Consider the following 19118-nt stretch of genomic DNA (forward strand, 5'->3'; position numbering starts at 1 on the left):
GGAGGCTACAAAGCATGATTGTAACAACAACTTCTACAATTCAAGGGAAACAAATTATTGAGTATATCGATATCGTTAATGGCGAAGCAATCATGGGTGCAAATATCGTGCGTGACCTTTTCGCTTCTGTCCGTGACGTTGTCGGTGGTCGCGCAGGCGCCTACGAAAGTAAATTAAAAGAAGCGCGCGACATTGCAATGGAAGAGATGAAAACTCTCGCAAGACAAAAAAATGCGAACGCCATTGTTGGTATCGACGTGGACTACGAAGTAGTTCGCGAAGGAATGCTAATGGTTGCGGTGAGTGGGACTGCTGTCCGTATATAAAGTGAAAAGCCGTGCTGGTGCACGGCTTTTTGTTGTTATTGTGCCTAACATGATAGGTAGGGTGATATTCTATGTCGAAGCCTCGATATTTCTTGGGAAATGTGGAAGGTCCCGTCGATATAGGGGGAAGACATTAGAGCGCTTCTTTACACTGCCGAATTCGAACTAATAATTTTTCGTATTCTTGTTCGAGAAATACGATGTCATCATGCTGATTTGGGATAGAAATCCGGCTGATGATTTCTGTTAATTTTGTTTGTAATCGTAATAATTCTTGTTCAGTAACGTTTACAGAAGCTTGGGTGGTTCTTTTTGTGTATTGCTCGTAATTGCCGTGGAATATTCTTGGTTCGCTCTCATCTACTTGTAGAATATGGTTTGCAACAGAACGAATAAAGGCACGGTCATGGCTAATGAAAAATATTGTGCCAGGATACTCCTGTAACATGCTTTCTAATTCTTCTTGCGTTGCCAAGTCTAAATAGTTTGTCGGTTCGTCGAGCAGAAGCATATTATAGTTTCCTAAAAATACTTTTGCGAGTGCAACCTTCATGCGTTCTCCACCACTTAAGACGTGCACAGGTTTATGAACATCTTCACGGCGGAATAGGAGCCTTGCAAGTATTGTTCGAACGAACGATTCTGTATAGTTTGTTTCTTCTAGAACGTTTTCTAAAATTGTTTTATCTGTTTTTAAAATAGATAATGTTTGTTCAAAGTATCCAATTTTACAACTTTTCGAAAGCTGAATGCCACGCTCGTTCGCGAGAAGCATTTTGAACAAAGTTGTTTTTCCGCTTCCGTTTGCCCCTAAAATAGCAAGCTTTGCCCCAGGGACAATTGTTCCATTTATATTTTTAAATAATGTGCGATCCCCTATTTTCTTCGTTGTTTTATTAAACTGAACAACTGCTTTACTATGAATCGGTGTGTGGTATTGTACGTCAAACTGAGCTTGAGAAAAGTCCTTCGGTTTTTCTTTCTGTTCCAACTTTTCAAGGCGTGTTTCTAGTGCTTTCGCTACTTTGCTAACATTTTCTTGCCCATGAGCCCCGCTGCACTTATAAAGTTTAGATTCAGATGAACTGAACCGTGTTGGGATTTTTGTCATGCTAGAAGCACGTTGCTTTCTTTGTGAAATTGACTGTTCTAACCGATTTTTTTCTTGTATATATTGATCATATTCTGCTTGCTTTTGTATTCGCTCACGTTCTTTTTGCTTTCGATAGTTTGAATAATTACCTTTATATTCTTGAATAGTACCGTCTTCAACTTCGATGATTTTTGTACATATGGCATCTAAAAAATCACGATCATGCGATATTAAAACTAGTGCACCGTTATAAGATAAAAATGCCTTTTCTAATTGCTCTGTACCAAACATATCTAAGTGGCTTGTTGGTTCATCAGCAAATAGAATGCCTGCATCTTGTTCGAGGGCATGTGCGATCTTTAGGCGCATTCGTTCACCGCCGCTCATTGAATTTGCGACACTTGAAATATTCCATTTTCCTTTAGCGAGGGAAGAAGCGGTTTCCGGTATTTCTTCGCTAAGCTGAGGAATGATGGCGATAGAACTATGATGAGTTACTGTGCCTTTGTCAGCTTCTATTTCTTTACTTAATATTTGTAATAACGTAGATTTTCCAGCTCCGTTGACTCCGACAATTCCTATACGATCGTTTGCTTGAATTTCTAGTGATGGTAACGTAAATATGGTGCGATCACCAAAGCTCTTTTCGATATTACGTGCGATTAAAATAGTCATAAAAAAACCTCCCTAGTTTCACTAGAGAGGATAAACGTCGCCCTTCAATGTAAAAATCGTACATAAATAAACGATTTTTTACATGATCGTATCGAAAGAAAGTATCGACAAATGGACAGACTAATCCTCTGCTAGTTTTCATCATTTTTGTTCACTATTTGTGATGGATGAAATAAATAAGAGAATTAGAACTTCATTGGTCAAAGTACCTTCCTTTCATAATATTATTTTTATTGTATGCGCATACAAATGGGTTTGTCAAACTTATTTCCGGTTGTTTTTTTTGAATTTGTTATTATACAGTTGTGCTTTTGCCAGCGTCTCAGCATCGTTCTTGATTTCATCTAGTCCATTCGCATCCCCAATAATATACCCTTCAAATGATGAACCAACAAAATCAAAGATATATTGAAACTGGGCGATAAGCGGCAATGCTTTCAGTTTTGGATTGTCTCCGCCAACGATGACAACGTACATTTTTTTGCCTTTCATTTTTTCTTTGAAATGAAGAGATGTATCACGCAAGCTTTGTGACCAGCGATCAACGAAGTTCTTCATGTGGCCGCTCATTCCGTACCAGTATAGCGGTGTAGCGAAAATAATCGTGTCGTGCTCTAGCATGCGCTCAATTAACTGCCCGTAGTCATCATTTACAGGTTGAAACCCTTCTGTATCATGGCGCTGATCTATGATTGGATGGACAATATGATCACGCAAGTAAATTTGTTCTGTTTCAATCCCATCAATCACCATATGTGTTAAAGCTTCCGTATTTCCGTTTTGTCTTGAACTGCCATGTATAACAAACATGTAATCATCCCTTTTCTTTTGCTTGTTTTAGGAGTGAAACGTGTTTTTGTAAATTCGTTTGGATGTTGGAAAGTAATGTGATTTGCTTCGTTACCTCATCAAGTTTGTCTTCGTAAAGTGCAAGGATACTACTACACGGATTTTCGTAAAGATGCGGCTCGATTTCGAGGCAACGTAGCATTCGTTCTGTTTCTTCTAAATTTAAGCCGATTTGCAAGTACATTTGAATCAGCTCTACTTTTTCGATTGCACTTTCATCAAAATCACGGTAGCCATTTGCTAGGCGTTTCGAAGGGAGTAATCCCTTTTCTTCATAATGTCTTAGTGCCCTTTCGCTAACCCCAGTTTCTTTTGATAACTCTCCAATTCGCAATGCGTTTCACTCCTTTTACATGTATTGTAAACCTTCACACTAATGTGAAGGTCAACTCTGTTTTTTCGCAAAAGAATCTACGTGTTTTAAAAAGACTTGAATAGCTTTAGATGGGATAAAATATTTGCCGCGCACGATGGAGAATGGACGGATTAGCTCTTCATTCGGAACAGGGATGTGGAATATTTCTTGTGCCAACAGTTCTTTTCGAACAGTCCAATCTGAAAGGATAGCGATGCCAAGACCGGCTGCAACGGCTTCCTTCACGCTTTGAATACTGCTAAATGTAAAGAAGCGTTTCATTTTTAAATGATGTTGGTGTATAAAGCGATCGCTATAGGCACGTGTGCCAGAGCCGCTCTCCCTTAATACCCAGACTTGGTCTTGCAATGTATTTTCGTTAATCCCCTTGATATGGAGCAATGGATGGTTTGGTGGGACTACGAGTTTCATTTCATCTTGCATAAAAGTTTCAACATCTACGTCAGCGTATACGACTTGGCCTTCCACTAAGCCGATATCAATTTGATTAGAGCGAAGGCTTTGCAAAACTTCTTCTGTATTTGAGATAAATGTATGAACTTCGACGTGTGGATTTTCATTCGCATAGTTAGCGAGTATTTTTGGAAGCAAATATTCACCAATTGTAAAACTAGCACCGATGCGAAGTGTTCCTGTTACGACGTTATGCAGTTCGTTAATTTCTTGTTTTGCATCTTCATAAAGTGAGAGCATTTGTTTTGCGTGTATGTATAATATGTTTCCAGCTTCCGTAACTTGGACGTGCTTTGGGGACCGCTGAATAAGTGTAGTCCCAAATTCATTTTCCAGGTTACGAATGTGCATACTAACGCCGGGTTGTGAAAGGTTTAATAGTTCCGCAGCGCGCGAAAAATGTTTTTGTTCAACGACAGTAACAAAGATCTTTAAAATGCCTACGTTCATTTGTTAGGCCCCTTTATTTTTGCTTTTATTTTATCATAAGTATTTCTGATGATAAGGATTCAATATTGATATTAAACTTATTATTAAAACTCTCTTATAATGTAACTAGAAAGAACATGCATGTTCCAATACGATTATTGGGGTGGTACAAAGTGGAACAAACACTTGTTATACAAAAGAAAAAGGGCCTTGGATTTTCGCAAGGTATTGGGATTACGTTATTAATCGCAATCGCAGCGAAATATTTAGCAGAGCTTCCATTTTTAAATATTATGGGACAATTAGTAATCGCTATTCTAATCGGGATGGTTTGGCGCGCGACAATCGGGATTCCTCAAGAAGCGATAGTGGGAACGAACTTTGCGAGTAAGAAGTTGCTTCGCTTCGGGATTATCTTACTTGGAATGCGGTTGAATCTTGTAGATATTGCGAAGGCAGGACCGAAAGTATTGGTCATCGCAGCGGTTGTTATTACATTTACAATTTTCGTTGTATATGGACTAACGAAAGTATTTAAAGTAGAAAAGAAGCTGGGAATTTTAACAGCATGCGGGACGGCAATTTGTGGTGCGGCCGCAGTCGTCGCGATTGCACCACAAGTGAAAGCGAAAGATGAAGAAACGGCAGTTGGGGCAGCGATTATTGCAATTTTAGGTACAATATTTACACTTATTTATACGCTATTATACCCAGTGCTTGGTTTCTCACCCTACGGTTACGGCGTGTTCTCAGGGGCGACGCTGCACGAAATTGCTCACGTTATCGCGGCTGCAGCGCCAGGTGGTAGCACGGCTGTAGATATCGCGGTTATTGTGAAATTAACGCGCGTAGCGATGCTTGTGCCAGTAGCGATTTTAATTGGATTATGGTTTGGTAAGAGCGAGGAAAGCAAGGAAAAAAGATCGTGGCGCGACCTTCCGATTCCTTGGTTCATCTTTGGATTTTTAGCAATGAGTGCGGTGCATTCGCTTGGGATTATCCCAGAAGTTGTTGCCGGATACATTGTAGTAATTGCGTACATGCTTATTGCAATGGCAATGGCAGGACTCGGTTTAAATGTAGAGTTTAAAACGTTCCGCAAATTAGGAAGTAGGGCATTCGTGGCAGGGTTGATTGGCTCGGTTTGCTTATCTGTTCTTGGGTACGTTCTTGTATATGCATTAGGATTTATGTAGTAGCAAAGAGGCATCTTATAGATGTCTCTTTTTTTACCTTTTTTTGTAAAGATATCTTTACTTGCATTTGGAAAATATTTATAATTAAAGTAAAGATATCTTTACTTTTGAAGGTGGAGCCTATGGGTGTGAAAAATAAAATTAAGGAATTACGAAAACAACATCATATAACGCAAATTGAAATGGCAAAGGCGATGCAAGTGACGCGGCAAACAATCGTGGCAATTGAGAACCATCACTATAATCCGAGTCTAGAGTTATCCCTAAAAATCGCCAAATATTTTGAGATGAAGGTAGAGGAAATATTTACGCTGGAGTAAGGGGAGAGAAAATGAACGATACTAAAAAGTTGTATATTACTACTGTCTTAGGATTATGTGGAGGAGACGTTTTAGTTCGTATTATGGACCCATCTATACCGATGTTACCGCTAATAGTTAGTAACATTTTAGCAATTCTACTTTTAACAGTGTATGTGTATTACAAAAAGTGTAAGTACAAAAAAGAAGAACTTCCAGATATAGATGAGCGAGTAAATGAAAATATAAAAAGGCATGTAAATGTCTCGCTTATATTCGCATTTGTCCTTCTTATTGTTTACATTGGTGCGAGCAAATTCGTAGGCAGAGATGTCATACCTACGCCAGAAATATTTATTGTATGTAGTTTCTTATTTGCTGGTAGTCTCATCATAGGAGCAATGGCGGGGAAACGAGCATAGCGATAGGAGGAATGAAAATGCAAGATGAGTTTGAGAGATTTCAATCGGATAAAGCGTTTAAATATTTAGGGTTGTTTTTAACAATGAGTTTAGCGGTATGGAGTTTGTACAATTTAATTGTTTATGGAAATGCGGGCATGCCGTTTGTTTTATTTGTATTAGGACAATTTGTTTATTTCTTTGTGAACTATTGGCCGAAATGGAAATATAGAAATCAAAAAGAGGCTGATCACGTATGAGTAAGCAAGAGGTTATAAGGTTTATAGGGAGCTTATCTTTAGCATGGCATTGACGAGTGTATTAGCAACAAGGGAAATCAAATAAATATATAAAGGGGAAACGGGATGGGATTAGCGGTATTATGTGTTGCGACGGCTATATTTGCACTTTTGTGGGGGATGCAAAACTTCTCTCGTAATCCAGTGCCAAGTTTATGTATTATGATTGGCGCTGTAGGTTTATCATACTATTTATTAGTTTTAGCGCATTATCATAAAACAGCAACAAGTATTGTTGTTGGGGCAATTATTTTATCTTGTGGGCGTGCTATACAAAAGGGGTTATTTCCATAAAAGCTGTTTATACAAAAGGTATAAACAGCTTTTTGTATTTTTTTACAAACTACTTGAAAGTTACGTTACGTCACCTTTTATAATGAAGGAGAAGAGGTGATGGAGTTGATTTCAATTCAAGAACTAACGAGGGAAACAGGGGTTACAGTAAGGACGTTACGATATTATGATCAAATCAAGTTATTAAAGCCGAGTGGGAAAACTGATGGGGGACATCGGTTATATAGCGAGAGAGACGTTGTTCGTTTGCAGCAAATTTTATTTTTAAAAGAAATGGGTTTTTCATTAAAAGAGATTACGAATATGTTAATAACGGATGAGCTCAATTTAAAAGTATCGCTTGAAAAGCAACTTAAGTTTGTACAAGAAGAACAGAAAAAATTTAATCGAATGGAACGTATTTTACAAGCGGTTGTTTATTCAGTAGATGTGGAAGGGGAATTGGATTGGAAAGTTATGTTTGAACTCATTCAGCTTTCGAAACAGTCTCCGCGAATACGTGAGATGTTTCAAAATGAAGTTTTTTCTAAGGGAGAACAAAAGTTGCTTCATAATTTGCCGAACATGAGTGAAGAAGACCCAAATGTTTTAGAATGGGTAGATTTATTAAGGCAATTACGTAACTTTATGAAAGATGGTAAGGAAGCATCATGTGATGAGGTGCAAGGTGCAACAAAGAAATTAATGCAGAAGTGTTTAGAGATGGCAAATGGTGACGAAGTATTTTTAGATAAATTGTGGGAAGTAAGAAAGTCAAAAGAAGATTCACAAAAAATGAGTATGTATCCAATTGAGGAAGAGCTTCTAGTATATATGGATGAGGCTTTTCGTATATATGATGAAAGGGAGAGGAATAAATGAGTATACTCGCAGAATATCGATGGTATTTTTTAATTGGTGCGGAGATTGTATTTTGGCTATCAGCTGTCGGATTTTTTGTACTAAGGTATGGATTTCGCTTGAAAAAGGCGAGCTTTATTATGGGGATTGTGCTGCTCATAAATGAAGTGTTTATTTTAACTTTAGGGGTAGTGGACTATTATCAAACAGGGAAGTTCTCTAATTTTCAAATCATTACGGTAATCATTTTATTATATGCAGTTTTTTATGGGAAAAAGGATTTGAAGAAATTAGATATATATGTACAAAAATTAGTTGCGAAGTGGCGGAATGAACCGGCGCCTATTATCGAAGAACCACTTGAAGTAACAGGGATGGCGCATGCGAAGCAGGAAATAAAAAATTGGGTTTTACATCTTATTTTGTTTGTTGCGGTTCATATATTCTTTTTCTTCATGTATGGGCTTATTCCAGTAGAACAGTGGGGAAATTGGTTAGAGTCAGGAATCGTTTTAAATAAAACAGCAAGCCGTGTAAGCCGAGTATGGGCTATTATTCTTTTAGCAGATACTGCGATTTCATTTTCATATGTTATTTTTCCGAAGAAGGAGAAAGGAAACAAGAAGCTACTTTCATAGAGGAAAGTAGCTTTTTCTAGTATACCAATAGTTTGTATAGGAGAGGATAACGATAGGAAAAAGAACAGGTTTTATATGCTTATTTCTCTTTAGTTTAGTAGCATGCTCACAACCTAACAGTGCAATTGTTAAGAAGAATGATGTCGTTGCAAAGGGGGGCAGAAATTTCTAATCTAGATAAATTCGAAAAGTTCGTTTTGAATGTGGAACAAGGGGAAGTTGATAAAATAAGAATTGTACATTATACACATGAAGGTGATCCTGTTTTTCAAACGTTAGAGCATAGTGGGACAGATATACTTTATGTGTTTGATAATAGGCAAGATCAATTTGCTGGTGACCATAAAGGGTTACATAAAGATAGTTGTAAAAGGATTGTTAAAGAGCAACGTGAATCAGAAACTGCATATAGGTTAATAGATTGTACGAATGAAAATGGGCGCAATGGATATGACTTATTATATGTACTTAAAAAATAGAGTTAGTAGAGGAAGGAAGTATTTATTCCTTCCTTTTTTATGTATATATTGTCGAAAGTTTTACCGAATATCTGTTCGTTTTTTTAGGTTTTTTATGAGCATTCGTGGTAAAATAATAATACAGATTTTTATGAGGAGGTCGGTTTTTAGTTGGAACATCCATTTGAAATTATCTCAGAGTATTCCCCGCAAGGTGATCAGCCGGGAGCGATAGAGAAGCTTGTAGAGGGAATTAATAGTGGTAAGAAAAAGCAAGTGTTGCTTGGAGCGACAGGAACGGGTAAGACATTTACGATTTCAAATGTCATTAAAGAAGTGCAGAAGCCAACACTTGTAATGGCTCATAATAAAACGTTAGCAGGACAGTTATATAGTGAGTTGAAAGATTTCTTTCCTAACAATTCTGTTGAGTATTTTGTTAGTTATTACGATTATTATCAGCCGGAAGCGTATGTACCACATACGGATACATTTATTGAAAAAGATGCGCAAATTAATGATGAAATCGATAAATTACGTCACTCGGCAACGTCTTCTTTATTTGAACGAGATGATGTTATTATCGTTGCGAGTGTGTCTTGCATATACGGTTTAGGTTCTCCGGAAGAATACCGCGAGTTAGTTGTTTCACTTCGAGTTGGTATGGAAAAGGATCGTAATCAATTGCTTCGTGAACTTGTTGATGTACAGTATGGACGTAATGATATTGATTTCAAGCGTGGTACATTCCGTGTGCGCGGAGATGTAGTTGAAATCTTCCCGGCATCACTCGACGAACATTGTATTCGAATTGAATTTTTCGGTGATGAAATCGATCGTATTCGAGAAGTAAATGCATTAACGGGTGAAGTATTAGCAGAACGTGATCATGTAGCAATCTTCCCGGCATCTCACTTCGTTACACGTGAAGAAAAGTTGAAGGTCGCTATTGAAAATATTGAAAAAGAATTAGAAGAACGTTTAAAAGAATTAAATGATAACGGTAAATTGTTAGAAGCGCAGCGCATAGAACAACGTACACGCTATGATTTAGAAATGATGCGTGAGATGGGCTTTTGTTCAGGAATTGAAAACTATTCCCGTCATTTAACACTTCGTCCAGCAGGTTCAACACCGTATACGCTTTTAGATTATTTTCCAGAGGATTTCTTAATTGTCATGGATGAGTCACACGTATCGGTACCGCAAGTAAGGGCGATGTATAACGGAGACCAAGCGCGTAAGCAAGTGCTTGTGGATCATGGATTCCGTCTGCCGTCAGCTTTAGATAATAGACCGCTTACGTTTGATGAGTTTGAAGAGAAAACGAATCAAGTTATTTACGTTTCGGCAACGCCAGGACCGTACGAGTTAGAGCAGGCACCGGGAGTAATAGAACAAATTATTCGTCCAACAGGGCTGTTAGATCCACCAATTGATATACGACCAATTGAAGGTCAAATTGACGATTTATTAGGAGAAATTCAAGATCGCATTGCAAAAAATGAACGTGTATTAATTACGACTTTAACGAAAAAGATGTCAGAGGATTTAACGGATTACTTAAAAGATGTAGGAATTAAAGTGAACTATCTTCACTCTGAAATTAAAACGTTAGAACGTATTGAAATTATCCGTGACCTTCGCCTTGGTAAGTTTGATGTACTTGTCGGTATTAACTTATTACGAGAAGGATTAGATATTCCAGAAGTATCACTTGTAGCTATTTTAGATGCAGATAAGGAAGGATTCTTGCGTTCAGAACGTTCGTTAATTCAAACGATTGGTCGTGCGGCGCGTAATGAAAACGGCCGCGTTATTATGTACGCAGATCGCATAACGAGATCAATGGGAATTGCAATTGAAGAAACGCAGCGTCGTCGTACTATACAAGAAGCTTACAATGAAGAGCATGGTATCACGCCGAAAACGATTCAAAAAGGCGTTCGTGATGTAATCCGTGCGACGACAGCGTCTGAAGAACCGGAAACATATGAAGCAACTCCTGCTAAGAAGATGACGAAGAAAGAACGTGAGAAAACAATAGCTAAGATCGAAGCAGAGATGAAAGAAGCGGCAAAAGCGTTAGACTTCGAGCGTGCAGCTGAATTAAGAGATTTACTATTAGAATTAAAAGCGGAAGGGTGAAAAGAGTGAGCATGAGCAAGGATTTTATTGTTGTAAAAGGTGCTAGAGCACATAACTTAAAAAATATTGACGTAACCATTCCGAGAAATCAGCTTGTTGTTGTGACGGGATTGTCTGGTTCAGGAAAGTCATCGTTAGCATTCGATACGATTTATGCAGAAGGACAGCGCAGATACGTAGAATCGTTATCTGCGTATGCACGTCAGTTTTTAGGGCAAATGGATAAGCCGGATGTTGATACGATTGAAGGTTTATCTCCAGCAATTTCAATTGATCAAAAAACGACGAGTCGTAATCCACGTTCAACTGTCGGTACAGTAACGGAGATTTATGATTATTTACGTCTATTATTTGCACGAATTGGTACACCAATTTGTCCGAATCATGGGATTGAAATTACATCACAAACAGTGGAACAGATGGTAGACCGTGTTCTTGAATATCCTGAACGTACGAAGCTGCAAGTATTAGCGCCTATCGTGTCTGGGCGTAAAGGTGCGCACGTGAAAGTGTTAGAAGACATCAAGAAACAAGGTTATGTTCGTGTGCGTGTCAATGGTGAAATGCTGGATGTATCTGAAGAGATTACGTTAGACAAAAATAAGAAGCATTCAATTGAAGTTGTTATTGACCGTATTGTTGTGAAAGAAGGAATTGCAAGCCGGCTAGCTGATTCACTCGAAAGTGCTTTAAAGCTTGGCGGTGGCCGAGTGTTAATCGATGTAATGGGAGAAGAAGAGCTTCTATTTAGTGAACATCATGCTTGTCCGCATTGTGGTTTTTCAATCGGGGAATTAGAGCCGCGTATGTTCTCGTTCAATAGTCCGTTCGGCGCATGTCCTTCTTGTGATGGACTTGGCTCAAAGCTAGAGGTAGATTTAGAGCTTGTTATTCCGAACTGGGATTTATCATTAAATGAACATGCGATTGCTCCGTGGGAACCGACAAGTTCACAATATTACCCACAACTTTTACAATCCGTATGTAATCACTATGGTGTTGATATGGATATGCCGGTGAAAGATATACCGAAAGATTTATTTGATAAAGTGTTGTACGGAAGCGGGGAAGAGAAGGTTTATTTCCGCTATGTGAATGAATTTGGTCAAGTAAAGGAAAATGAGATTTTATTTGAAGGTGTTATTCCGAATATCGAGCGCCGTTATCGTGAGACGAGTTCTGATTATGTTCGTGAGCAAATGGAGAAATATATGGCAGAGCAAGCTTGTCCAAAGTGTAAAGGCGGACGCTTAAAGCCTGAGAGTTTAGCTGTTTTCGTTGGTGATAAAACGATTGCGGATGTTACAAAGTATTCTGTTCAAGAAGTACAGGAATTCTTCTCGAATGTTGAGCTAACTGAGAAACAACAAAAAATTGCTCATTTAATTTTAAGAGAGATTCAAGAACGCGTAGGCTTCTTAGTGAACGTTGGCTTAGATTATTTAACGTTGAGTCGTGCTGCAGGAACTTTATCAGGTGGTGAGGCACAGCGTATTCGTTTAGCGACACAAATTGGTTCTCGTCTTACGGGTGTACTTTACATTCTTGATGAGCCTTCTATCGGTTTGCATCAACGTGATAATGATCGCCTTATTCGCACATTACAGGAAATGCGGGATTTAGGAAATACGTTAATTGTCGTTGAGCATGATGAAGATACGATGATGGCTGCTGATTATTTACTTGATATCGGACCTGGTGCAGGTATTCATGGTGGTCAAGTTGTATCAGCGGGTACACCAGCTGAAGTGATGCAGGACGAGAATTCATTAACAGGGAAATATTTAAGCGGTAAAGAGTTCATTCCGGTACCACTTGAGAGACGTAAAGGTGACGGACGTAAAGTGGAGATTGTCGGTGCGAAAGAAAATAACTTAAAAAACGCGAAAATGTCCTTCCCTCTAGGTACATTCGTAGCAGTAACTGGCGTATCTGGATCTGGAAAAAGTACGATGATTAATGAAGTATTATATAAAGCGTTAGCTCAAAAGCTATATAAAGCGAAAGCGAAGCCAGGGGCTCATAAAGAAATTAAGGGTCTTGAGCAGTTAGATAAAGTTATTGATATTGATCAATCACCAATCGGGCGTACACCACGTTCCAACCCAGCTACGTATACAGGTGTATTCGATGATATTCGTGATGTGTTTGCACAAACGAATGAAGCGAAAGTACGCGGATATCAAAAGGGACGTTTTAGCTTTAACGTAAAAGGTGGCCGTTGTGAAGCGTGCCGCGGTGATGGAATTATAAAAATCGAAATGCATTTCTTACCAGACGTGTATGTTCCGTGTGAAGTTTGTCACGGTAAACGTTATAATCGTGAAACATTGGAAGTTAAATATAAAGATAAGAGCATTTCTGAAGTATTAGCAATGACGATTGAAGATGGGGTAGAGTTCTTTGCTAATATCCCGAAAATTAAGCGTAAACTTCAAACGCTTGTAGATGTAGGGCTTGGTTATATGAAATTAGGGCAACCAGCTACGACGTTATCAGGTGGCGAGGCGCAGCGTGTGAAATTAGCTTCTGAATTACACCGTCGTTCTACAGGGCGTACGTTATACATTTTAGATGAGCCGACGACTGGGTTACATGCCCATGATATTGCACGTCTTCTAGAAGTGTTGCAACGTCTTGTTGAGAGTGGCGAGACAGTACTTGTAATTGAGCATAATTTAGATGTTATTAAAACAGCTGATTATATCATTGACCTTGGACCAGAAGGCGGGGACAAAGGCGGACAAATCGTTGCTTCCGGAACGCCAGAGCAAGTAGTGAAAGAAGAACGCTCGTATACAGGTAAGTATTTAAAAGAGATTTTAGATCGTGATAAAGCAAGAATGAAAGCGAAAATAAAAGAAGTAGAGTTATCGCAATAAGTTGTTAATAAAAACCGAGTGGGAATTACACTCGGTTTTTATTTCGCTAAGGAAAACTGGTAAGGTTGTTAGTAGGTATACAAGCATAAAGGGTAGAATAAGTTGATATAAGTGTTTGTATGTTACTTGCGTTTATTATCTATTAGCGTATGATGAAATATATATATCAAAAGGATGTGTAAGGAAATGAGATGGATTGTATCACTTCTTGTAAATAGCGTTGTGTTAATCGCTGTATCCGGACTTTTAAAAGGGGTTGCACCAGACGCATTTTACATAGCAAATATACAAACTGCAATTATTGCGAGTATTATATTGGCGATTTTAAACGTATTTGTAAAGCCGCTTTTAATTTTAATTACGCTACCAATTACTGTTGTAACTTTTGGTTTCTTCTTAATTGTTATTAATGCGATTACGTTAAAAATGGCAGATTCATTATTAGGAGATGCTTTTAATATATCAGGATTTGGTGTAGCGATTGTTGCGGCAATTTGTATTTCGATTTTTAATATGATAATTGAAAAGGCGATTGTGGAACCGTTATATGAAAAAAAGAGAAAATGACAAAAAGAAAAACATTTCATGATTCGTATGAAATGTTTTTTTCTATTTATTAGAAACCGTGTTTCTTGTTTCCAGAAAAAAATGGTACAATATCCGGTAGAATGGAATTTTACATCAAATGAGACTGAACCCGCAGCGGAGTGGAGGTTTATACATATGCCAAAAGTAAGGACAAAAGATTTAATTGAACAATTTCAATTGGAGTTAGTAAGTGGTGAAGAAGGAATTCATCGTCCGATTGATACGAGTGATTTATCACGACCTGGAATTGAAATGGCAGGATTTTTTACATATTATCCAGCTGATCGCGTGCAGCTTCTTGGAAAAACGGAGCTTACGTTCTTTGATACGTTAACGACAGAGCAAAAGCAAGAGAGAATGAAAGCGCTTTGTACTGAAGAGACGCCTTGTATTATTGTAACTCGTAATCAAGATGTACCGGATGAGTTATTACAAGCATCACGTGAATCAGGCGTTCCTTTATTACGTTCTGCTCAAACGACGACGAGATTATCAAGTCGTTTAACAAACTATTTAGAAGGTAAGTTAGCGCCAACAACAGCTGTTCATGGTGTGTTAGTAGATATTTATGGTGTTGGTGTTTTAATTACAGGTCAAAGTGGTGTCGGGAAAAGTGAGACAGCGCTTGAACTTGTAAAGCGTGGTCACCGCCTTGTTGCGGATGATAGCGTAGAAATTCGTCAAGAAGATGAAGATACATTAGTAGGAAGCTCACCTGATTTAATTGAGCACTTATTAGAAATTCGTGGTCTAGGTATCATTAACGTAATGACGTTATTCGGTGCAGGGGCGGTACGAAATTATAAGCGTATTACACTTGTTATTAATCTTGAAATTTGGGATCAAAAGAAAAATTATGATCGCTTAGGTCTTGATGAAGAGAAGATGAAGATTATTGATACAGAACTTACGAAGATTACACTTCCAGTTCGTCCTGGTCGAAACTTGGCTGTTATTATTGAAGTAGCAGCGATGAACTTCAGATTAAAACGTATGGGAGTCAATGCGGCACAGCAGTTCTCTGAACGATTAATGAGTGCGATTGAGTTAGGAAATCAAGAGTAGACTCTGGAGAGGGAGGTCATACATATGCTGTTAGGTTCTGTACCACAGCTTGACCGTATAGCAGTCCAACTCGGACCGTTCCCTGTTTATTGGTATGGGGTTATTATCGGTACAGGTGTGCTATTAGGTCTTTGGCTAGCGACTCGCGAGGGAGAAAGGCTTGGTATTCACAAAGATACATTTATCGATCTTGTATTAATTGCAGTACCAATTGCGATTCTTTTTGCGAGAATGTATTATGTCATTTTTGAATGGGAATATTATTCGCAAAATCCGAGTCAAATTATTAATATTCGTCAAGGTGGTTTGGCGATTCATGGTGGTTTAATCGGGGCTGTTATTACAGGAATTCTTTTTGCGAAACGACGCGGGCTTTCATTCTGGAAGTTAGCAGATATTGCTGCGCCAAGTATTTTACTAGGACAAGCAATTGGCCGATGGGGAAACTTTATGAACCAAGAGGCGCATGGTGATGAAGTAACGAGACAGTTTTTAGAAGGTCTTCATTTACCGGATTTCATTATTAATCAAATGTATATTGATGGTGTGTATTATCACCCAACGTTTTTATATGAATCATTATGGAACTTTGCAGGTGTTATTTTACTACTCGCGTTACGAAAAGCGAATTTACGCCGCGGGGAACTATTCTTCACATATTTAATTTGGTATTCAGTTGGACGCTTCTTCGTAGAAGGTTTGCGTACAGATAGTTTAATGTTAGGACCACTTCGTATTGCACAAGTAATGTCTATTGGAATTGTTGTTATTTCTATCATTTTCATTATTGTGAGACGAAAGATGGGGCAAGCTGATAAAAGATATTTAGAAAATTAGAGAAAAGTAGCATCTTATATAAGATGCTGCTTCTTTCATATTCAGGTAATGAAAGGATTAAGGACGATGAAAATAAATACAGTGTTATTTGATTTAGATGGAACGTTAATTAATACAAATGAACTTATTATCTCTTCTTTTTTGCATACGTTACATACATATTATCCAAATCAATATAAGCGTGAAGATGTATTGGCATTTATCGGTCCATCTTTGCATGACACTTTTAGTAAGATGGATACAAATAAGGTTGAAGAAATGATTGCATGTTATCGCCAATTTAATCATGAGCATCATGATGAATTAGTGGAAGAATATGAGACTGTATATGAAACTGTTCAAGAATTGAAGAAGCAAGGCTATAAAATCGGTATCGTTACAACGAAAGCGAGACAGACGGTTGAAATGGGATTAAAGCTTTCAAAACTTGATCAATTTTTTGATGTTGTCGTGACGATTGATGATGTGGAACATGTGAAACCACATCCAGAACCACTTCAAAAAGCATTGAAATTATTAGATGCAAAACCAGAAGAAACATTGATGGTTGGTGATAATCATCATGATATCGTCGGTGGACAAAATGCAGGTACGAAAACAGTAGCGGTTTCATGGACATTGAAAGGTAGAGCGTATTTAGAAGCGTATAAACCAGATTATGTGCTAGATAAAATGAGTGATTTACTACCGATTTTATCTGGTATTAACCGCTCATAAAGGTCCAAGTAAGCAAGTAGGGGATATGTTTCTCTACTAACTTCAAGTTTCACTTTTTTTAGTAGAGGAGAGAGTTAAGTGCGACGGACAACGCGCTATCCTGTTTCAGGAGAAAATTCATTGTGGAATGTGTATAAAACGGTGTCTTTTTGGAAGGTAATGAAAAACTTTATTATTATCCAAATCGCACGTTACACGCCATTTTTATCTGTGAAGAATTGGTTGTATCGAACGTTTTTACGGATGGAAGTAGGAAAAAAAACGTCGTTTGCACTTATGGTAATGCCAGATATTATGTTTCCAGAAAAGATTACTGTGGGAGACAATTCAATTATCGGCTATAATACAACGCTTTTAGCGCATGAATATTTAATTCGTGAGTATCGACTCGGAGAAATCATTATAGGGAATGAAGTTATGATTGGAGCGAATACGACAATTTTACCAGGTGTGACGATTGGAGATGGTGCTATCGTTTCTGCTGGCACACTTGTCCATAAAGATGTACCAGATGGCGCTTTCGTAGGTGGAAATCCGATGCGTATTATTTATACGAAAGAGGAAATGGCCACTAGAGAAGGTTGATGTTAAAAATGTAACATTTCCCTTCTCTTTTTATGAATAAAAAGGAAATAATTGATTATAATATACTGTTTTGTTTTTTACGGAATCGTTTATACTTATAGATAGAAGAATGTGTGAACGAAGAAAACAAAAAACTGGAGGATATATGGGGAAAAATCAAAGAATATATAAGGAGAACGGACAAGTTATCTCTTTTAATCAATTAGCAGACTTCTTTTATAAAAAAGGGATGAGGGCTTATAAAGGGCAAAAATTGCAAGATGCAATTAAATATTTTCGAAGAGCGGCACAAAGCGAGAAGGAGCCGTTTATTTTATGCCAACTAGCAATAGCAATATCTGAATCTGGTGAATATCAAGAGTCGAATCAGATATTTCTAAAGCTTGTTAGATCCAATCCTGAACTTGAGCAATGCTATTATTTTATTGCAAATAATTATGCATATATGGGCTTGTTTCAACAGGCGAAAAAGTATGCAGATCGTTATTTAGAAGTTGCGGAAGAGAAAGAATTCGTAGAAGATACATTAGAATTGCTTGAGATTATGGAAGAAGAAGCGATGGGTGCGGAAGAGATTGAGGATGAAGATGAGCTAATTGTTATGCAGGAAGAAGCAAATCGCTACATTCGTAACGGACAATTAGAAGAGGCGATTGCTACATTAGAAGTTGTTACGAAAGAATATCCAGAATTTTGGTCGGGCCATAATAATTTAGCGATTGCTCATTTTCAATCAGGTAATGTAGATCAAGCGCTCAAGTTAACAGAAATGATTTTAGAGAAAAATCCTGGTAATATGCATGCGCTTTGTAATACGCTTATTTTTCTATATTCAATTGGAGAGTATAAGCAAGTAGAGTCATTAGCCGGGCAGTTAGTTTCGGTATATCCAATTTCATTTGAGCATCGTTTGAAACTTGGAACAACGCTTGCAACAATTGGTCATTTTGAACCTGCATATAAATGGTTCAAAGTATTAAAGCGTCAAGGGTACGAAGGAGACGTTAGTTTTTATTACTGGTTTGCATACTCTGCGTATATGGTGAAGGAGCAGCAAGTAGCTGAAAAAATGTGGCAACATGTTGTAGAATTGCATCCTGATAAAAAAGGAAAAGAACCGTGGAATGCACTGAATTTAGCAGATGAAGGACAAAATCTTTTATTTGAAGAGTTACGAAAATCATTTCAGAAAAGTACAACGCTAGAAGAGCAAATGCTAGCTTTATATTTAATGAATGAGTTGTCAACACCAGAGAAGGTTGGATTCTTCTTTGATGTAACGCAAGCGAAAAATGGTGTTCCAATCGTATCGCAACTTGCAAAATATTTCTTTTTACTTAATAGTCATAAAAGCATCCCAGCTGATTTACAGCAATTTGAGCAGTGCGTACGAATTGCGGATGCATTATACAATTACACGAAAAAAGACGATGAATTAATCGAAGAGTGTTTAAACTTTTGGTTTTGTACGTTCATACGTTTATATACATCTGGAGCGACTTTTACAAATGTGTATGGTTGGTCAGCGGCAATTGAATACATTGTGCGCGGCGAACAAAGAAATAAGATGACACAGGCAGAGCTTGGTGATGTATATAATGTATCTGTAGCGACTGTACGAAAGTATGTGCAGGCTGTTAAGCGCACGCACACGTAGGATAGGCAAATCA

Annotated in this window: 20 protein-coding genes and 1 pseudogene; 17 read left to right on the forward strand and 4 right to left on the reverse strand. The window is 37.9% G+C overall.

Features of this window, described 5'->3' with window-relative positions:
* The first annotated feature begins 14 nt into the window (after positions 1 to 14).
* Complete coding sequence (locus SJY24_RS04460; RefSeq protein WP_377863881.1) at positions 15 to 326, forward strand: heavy metal-binding domain-containing protein; 312 nt, start codon at positions 15 to 17, stop codon at positions 324 to 326.
* 133 nt (positions 327 to 459) lie between these two features.
* On the opposite strand, the gene abc-f is transcribed toward SJY24_RS04460, so the two are convergent.
* The 4 genes from abc-f to SJY24_RS04480 all read right to left on the reverse strand — a co-directional run bounded on the left by abc-f (position 460) and on the right by SJY24_RS04480 (position 4222).
* Positions 460 to 2094 carry a ribosomal protection-like ABC-F family protein gene (gene abc-f, locus SJY24_RS04465; protein ID WP_377863882.1) on the reverse strand — a complete coding sequence of 545 codons (1635 nt, stop codon included), beginning with the start codon at positions 2092 to 2094 and terminating at the stop codon, positions 460 to 462.
* Positions 2095 to 2358: 264 nt separating this feature from the next.
* Entirely contained in the window at positions 2359 to 2904 is a 546-nt protein-coding gene (locus SJY24_RS04470; RefSeq protein ID WP_377863883.1) for a flavodoxin family protein, read from the reverse strand.
* Positions 2905 to 2908: 4 nt separating this feature from the next.
* Entirely contained in the window at positions 2909 to 3277 is a 369-nt protein-coding gene (locus SJY24_RS04475) for a MerR family transcriptional regulator (protein ID WP_002016114.1), read from the reverse strand.
* 51 nt (positions 3278 to 3328) lie between these two features.
* Positions 3329 to 4222, reverse strand: coding sequence for a LysR family transcriptional regulator (locus SJY24_RS04480; RefSeq protein WP_377863884.1), 894 nt, complete (start codon positions 4220 to 4222; stop codon positions 3329 to 3331).
* Between the two features lie 152 nt (positions 4223 to 4374).
* Between SJY24_RS04480 and SJY24_RS04485 the strand changes: the two genes are divergently transcribed.
* The 16 genes and pseudogenes from SJY24_RS04485 to SJY24_RS04560 all read left to right on the forward strand — a co-directional run bounded on the left by SJY24_RS04485 (position 4375) and on the right by SJY24_RS04560 (position 19105).
* Positions 4375 to 5397: a YeiH family protein gene (locus tag SJY24_RS04485; protein ID WP_377863885.1), complete on the forward strand. Its 1023-nt coding sequence runs from the start codon at positions 4375 to 4377 to the stop codon at positions 5395 to 5397.
* 122 nt (positions 5398 to 5519) lie between these two features.
* Positions 5520 to 5717, forward strand: coding sequence for a helix-turn-helix transcriptional regulator (locus SJY24_RS04490; RefSeq protein WP_002068313.1), 198 nt, complete (start codon positions 5520 to 5522; stop codon positions 5715 to 5717).
* 11 nt (positions 5718 to 5728) lie between these two features.
* On the forward strand, positions 5729 to 6118 hold the full coding sequence (locus SJY24_RS04495) for a hypothetical protein (protein ID WP_377863886.1): 390 nt from the start codon (positions 5729 to 5731) through the stop codon (positions 6116 to 6118).
* Positions 6119 to 6135: 17 nt separating this feature from the next.
* Complete coding sequence (locus SJY24_RS04500; RefSeq protein ID WP_002089582.1) at positions 6136 to 6357, forward strand: hypothetical protein; 222 nt, start codon at positions 6136 to 6138, stop codon at positions 6355 to 6357.
* Between the two features lie 105 nt (positions 6358 to 6462).
* The gene (locus SJY24_RS04505) at positions 6463 to 6690 is read left to right on the forward strand and encodes a hypothetical protein (RefSeq protein WP_377863887.1); all 228 of its coding nucleotides are present in this window, start codon (positions 6463 to 6465) and stop codon (positions 6688 to 6690) included.
* A gap of 99 nt (positions 6691 to 6789) precedes the next feature.
* The gene (locus tag SJY24_RS04510) at positions 6790 to 7551 is read left to right on the forward strand and encodes a MerR family transcriptional regulator (protein ID WP_377863888.1); all 762 of its coding nucleotides are present in this window, start codon (positions 6790 to 6792) and stop codon (positions 7549 to 7551) included.
* Positions 7548 to 8168 (forward strand): hypothetical protein, encoded by a 621-nt coding sequence (locus SJY24_RS04515; protein ID WP_377863890.1) that lies wholly within the window; start codon positions 7548 to 7550, stop codon positions 8166 to 8168. Before SJY24_RS04510 ends, SJY24_RS04515 begins: the two co-directional genes overlap by 4 nt.
* A gap of 46 nt (positions 8169 to 8214) precedes the next feature.
* Positions 8215 to 8647: pseudogene (locus tag SJY24_RS04520) on the forward strand (DUF4362 domain-containing protein).
* A gap of 150 nt (positions 8648 to 8797) precedes the next feature.
* A complete protein-coding gene (uvrB, locus tag SJY24_RS04525) occupies positions 8798 to 10774 on the forward strand; it encodes an excinuclease ABC subunit B (RefSeq protein ID WP_377863891.1) in 1977 nt (658 codons plus the stop codon).
* 11 nt (positions 10775 to 10785) lie between these two features.
* Entirely contained in the window at positions 10786 to 13656 is a 2871-nt protein-coding gene (gene uvrA, locus SJY24_RS04530) for an excinuclease ABC subunit UvrA (RefSeq protein WP_377867213.1), read from the forward strand.
* A 186-nt stretch (positions 13657 to 13842) separates the two neighbouring features.
* Entirely contained in the window at positions 13843 to 14223 is a 381-nt protein-coding gene (locus tag SJY24_RS04535; RefSeq protein ID WP_001267314.1) for a phage holin family protein, read from the forward strand.
* A 156-nt stretch (positions 14224 to 14379) separates the two neighbouring features.
* Positions 14380 to 15309 carry an HPr(Ser) kinase/phosphatase gene (gene hprK, locus SJY24_RS04540; protein WP_002016091.1) on the forward strand — a complete coding sequence of 310 codons (930 nt, stop codon included), beginning with the start codon at positions 14380 to 14382 and terminating at the stop codon, positions 15307 to 15309.
* Positions 15310 to 15333: 24 nt separating this feature from the next.
* Positions 15334 to 16146, forward strand: a complete 813-nt coding sequence (gene lgt / locus SJY24_RS04545) for a prolipoprotein diacylglyceryl transferase (protein ID WP_000924228.1) — start codon at positions 15334 to 15336, stop codon at positions 16144 to 16146.
* 66 nt (positions 16147 to 16212) lie between these two features.
* A complete protein-coding gene (gene ppaX / locus SJY24_RS04550) occupies positions 16213 to 16863 on the forward strand; it encodes a pyrophosphatase PpaX (RefSeq protein ID WP_377863892.1) in 651 nt (216 codons plus the stop codon).
* A 78-nt stretch (positions 16864 to 16941) separates the two neighbouring features.
* On the forward strand, positions 16942 to 17448 hold the full coding sequence (locus SJY24_RS04555) for an acyltransferase (protein ID WP_377863893.1): 507 nt from the start codon (positions 16942 to 16944) through the stop codon (positions 17446 to 17448).
* 145 nt (positions 17449 to 17593) lie between these two features.
* Entirely contained in the window at positions 17594 to 19105 is a 1512-nt protein-coding gene (locus tag SJY24_RS04560; RefSeq protein ID WP_377863894.1) for a tetratricopeptide repeat protein, read from the forward strand.
* Positions 19106 to 19118: the final 13 nt, after the last annotated feature.

Source organism: Bacillus sp. R86525, from assembly GCF_042466195.1.
Lineage (GTDB): Bacteria > Bacillota > Bacilli > Bacillales > Bacillaceae_G > Bacillus_A > Bacillus_A nitratireducens.

Excerpts from the sequence above, each read along its gene's own strand:
- SJY24_RS04460 (WP_377863881.1), top strand. The coding sequence starts at position 15 with ATGATTGTAACAACAACTTCTACAATTCAAGGGAAACAAATTATTGAG.
- abc-f (WP_377863882.1), bottom strand. The coding sequence starts at position 2,094 with ATGACTATTTTAATCGCACGTAATATCGAAAAGAGCTTTGGTGATCGC.
- SJY24_RS04470 (WP_377863883.1), bottom strand. The coding sequence starts at position 2,904 with ATGTTTGTTATACATGGCAGTTCAAGACAAAACGGAAATACGGAAGCT.
- SJY24_RS04480 (WP_377863884.1), bottom strand. The coding sequence starts at position 4,222 with ATGAACGTAGGCATTTTAAAGATCTTTGTTACTGTCGTTGAACAAAAA.
- SJY24_RS04490 (WP_002068313.1), top strand. The coding sequence starts at position 5,520 with ATGGGTGTGAAAAATAAAATTAAGGAATTACGAAAACAACATCATATA.
- SJY24_RS04495 (WP_377863886.1), top strand. The coding sequence starts at position 5,729 with ATGAACGATACTAAAAAGTTGTATATTACTACTGTCTTAGGATTATGT.
- SJY24_RS04500 (WP_002089582.1), top strand. The coding sequence starts at position 6,136 with ATGCAAGATGAGTTTGAGAGATTTCAATCGGATAAAGCGTTTAAATAT.
- SJY24_RS04505 (WP_377863887.1), top strand. The coding sequence starts at position 6,463 with ATGGGATTAGCGGTATTATGTGTTGCGACGGCTATATTTGCACTTTTG.
- SJY24_RS04510 (WP_377863888.1), top strand. The coding sequence starts at position 6,790 with ATGGAGTTGATTTCAATTCAAGAACTAACGAGGGAAACAGGGGTTACA.
- SJY24_RS04515 (WP_377863890.1), top strand. The coding sequence starts at position 7,548 with ATGAGTATACTCGCAGAATATCGATGGTATTTTTTAATTGGTGCGGAG.
- uvrA (WP_377867213.1), top strand. The coding sequence starts at position 10,786 with ATGAGCAAGGATTTTATTGTTGTAAAAGGTGCTAGAGCACATAACTTA.
- SJY24_RS04535 (WP_001267314.1), top strand. The coding sequence starts at position 13,843 with ATGAGATGGATTGTATCACTTCTTGTAAATAGCGTTGTGTTAATCGCT.
- hprK (WP_002016091.1), top strand. The coding sequence starts at position 14,380 with ATGCCAAAAGTAAGGACAAAAGATTTAATTGAACAATTTCAATTGGAG.
- lgt (WP_000924228.1), top strand. The coding sequence starts at position 15,334 with ATGCTGTTAGGTTCTGTACCACAGCTTGACCGTATAGCAGTCCAACTC.
- ppaX (WP_377863892.1), top strand. The coding sequence starts at position 16,213 with ATGAAAATAAATACAGTGTTATTTGATTTAGATGGAACGTTAATTAAT.
- SJY24_RS04560 (WP_377863894.1), top strand. The coding sequence starts at position 17,594 with ATGGGGAAAAATCAAAGAATATATAAGGAGAACGGACAAGTTATCTCT.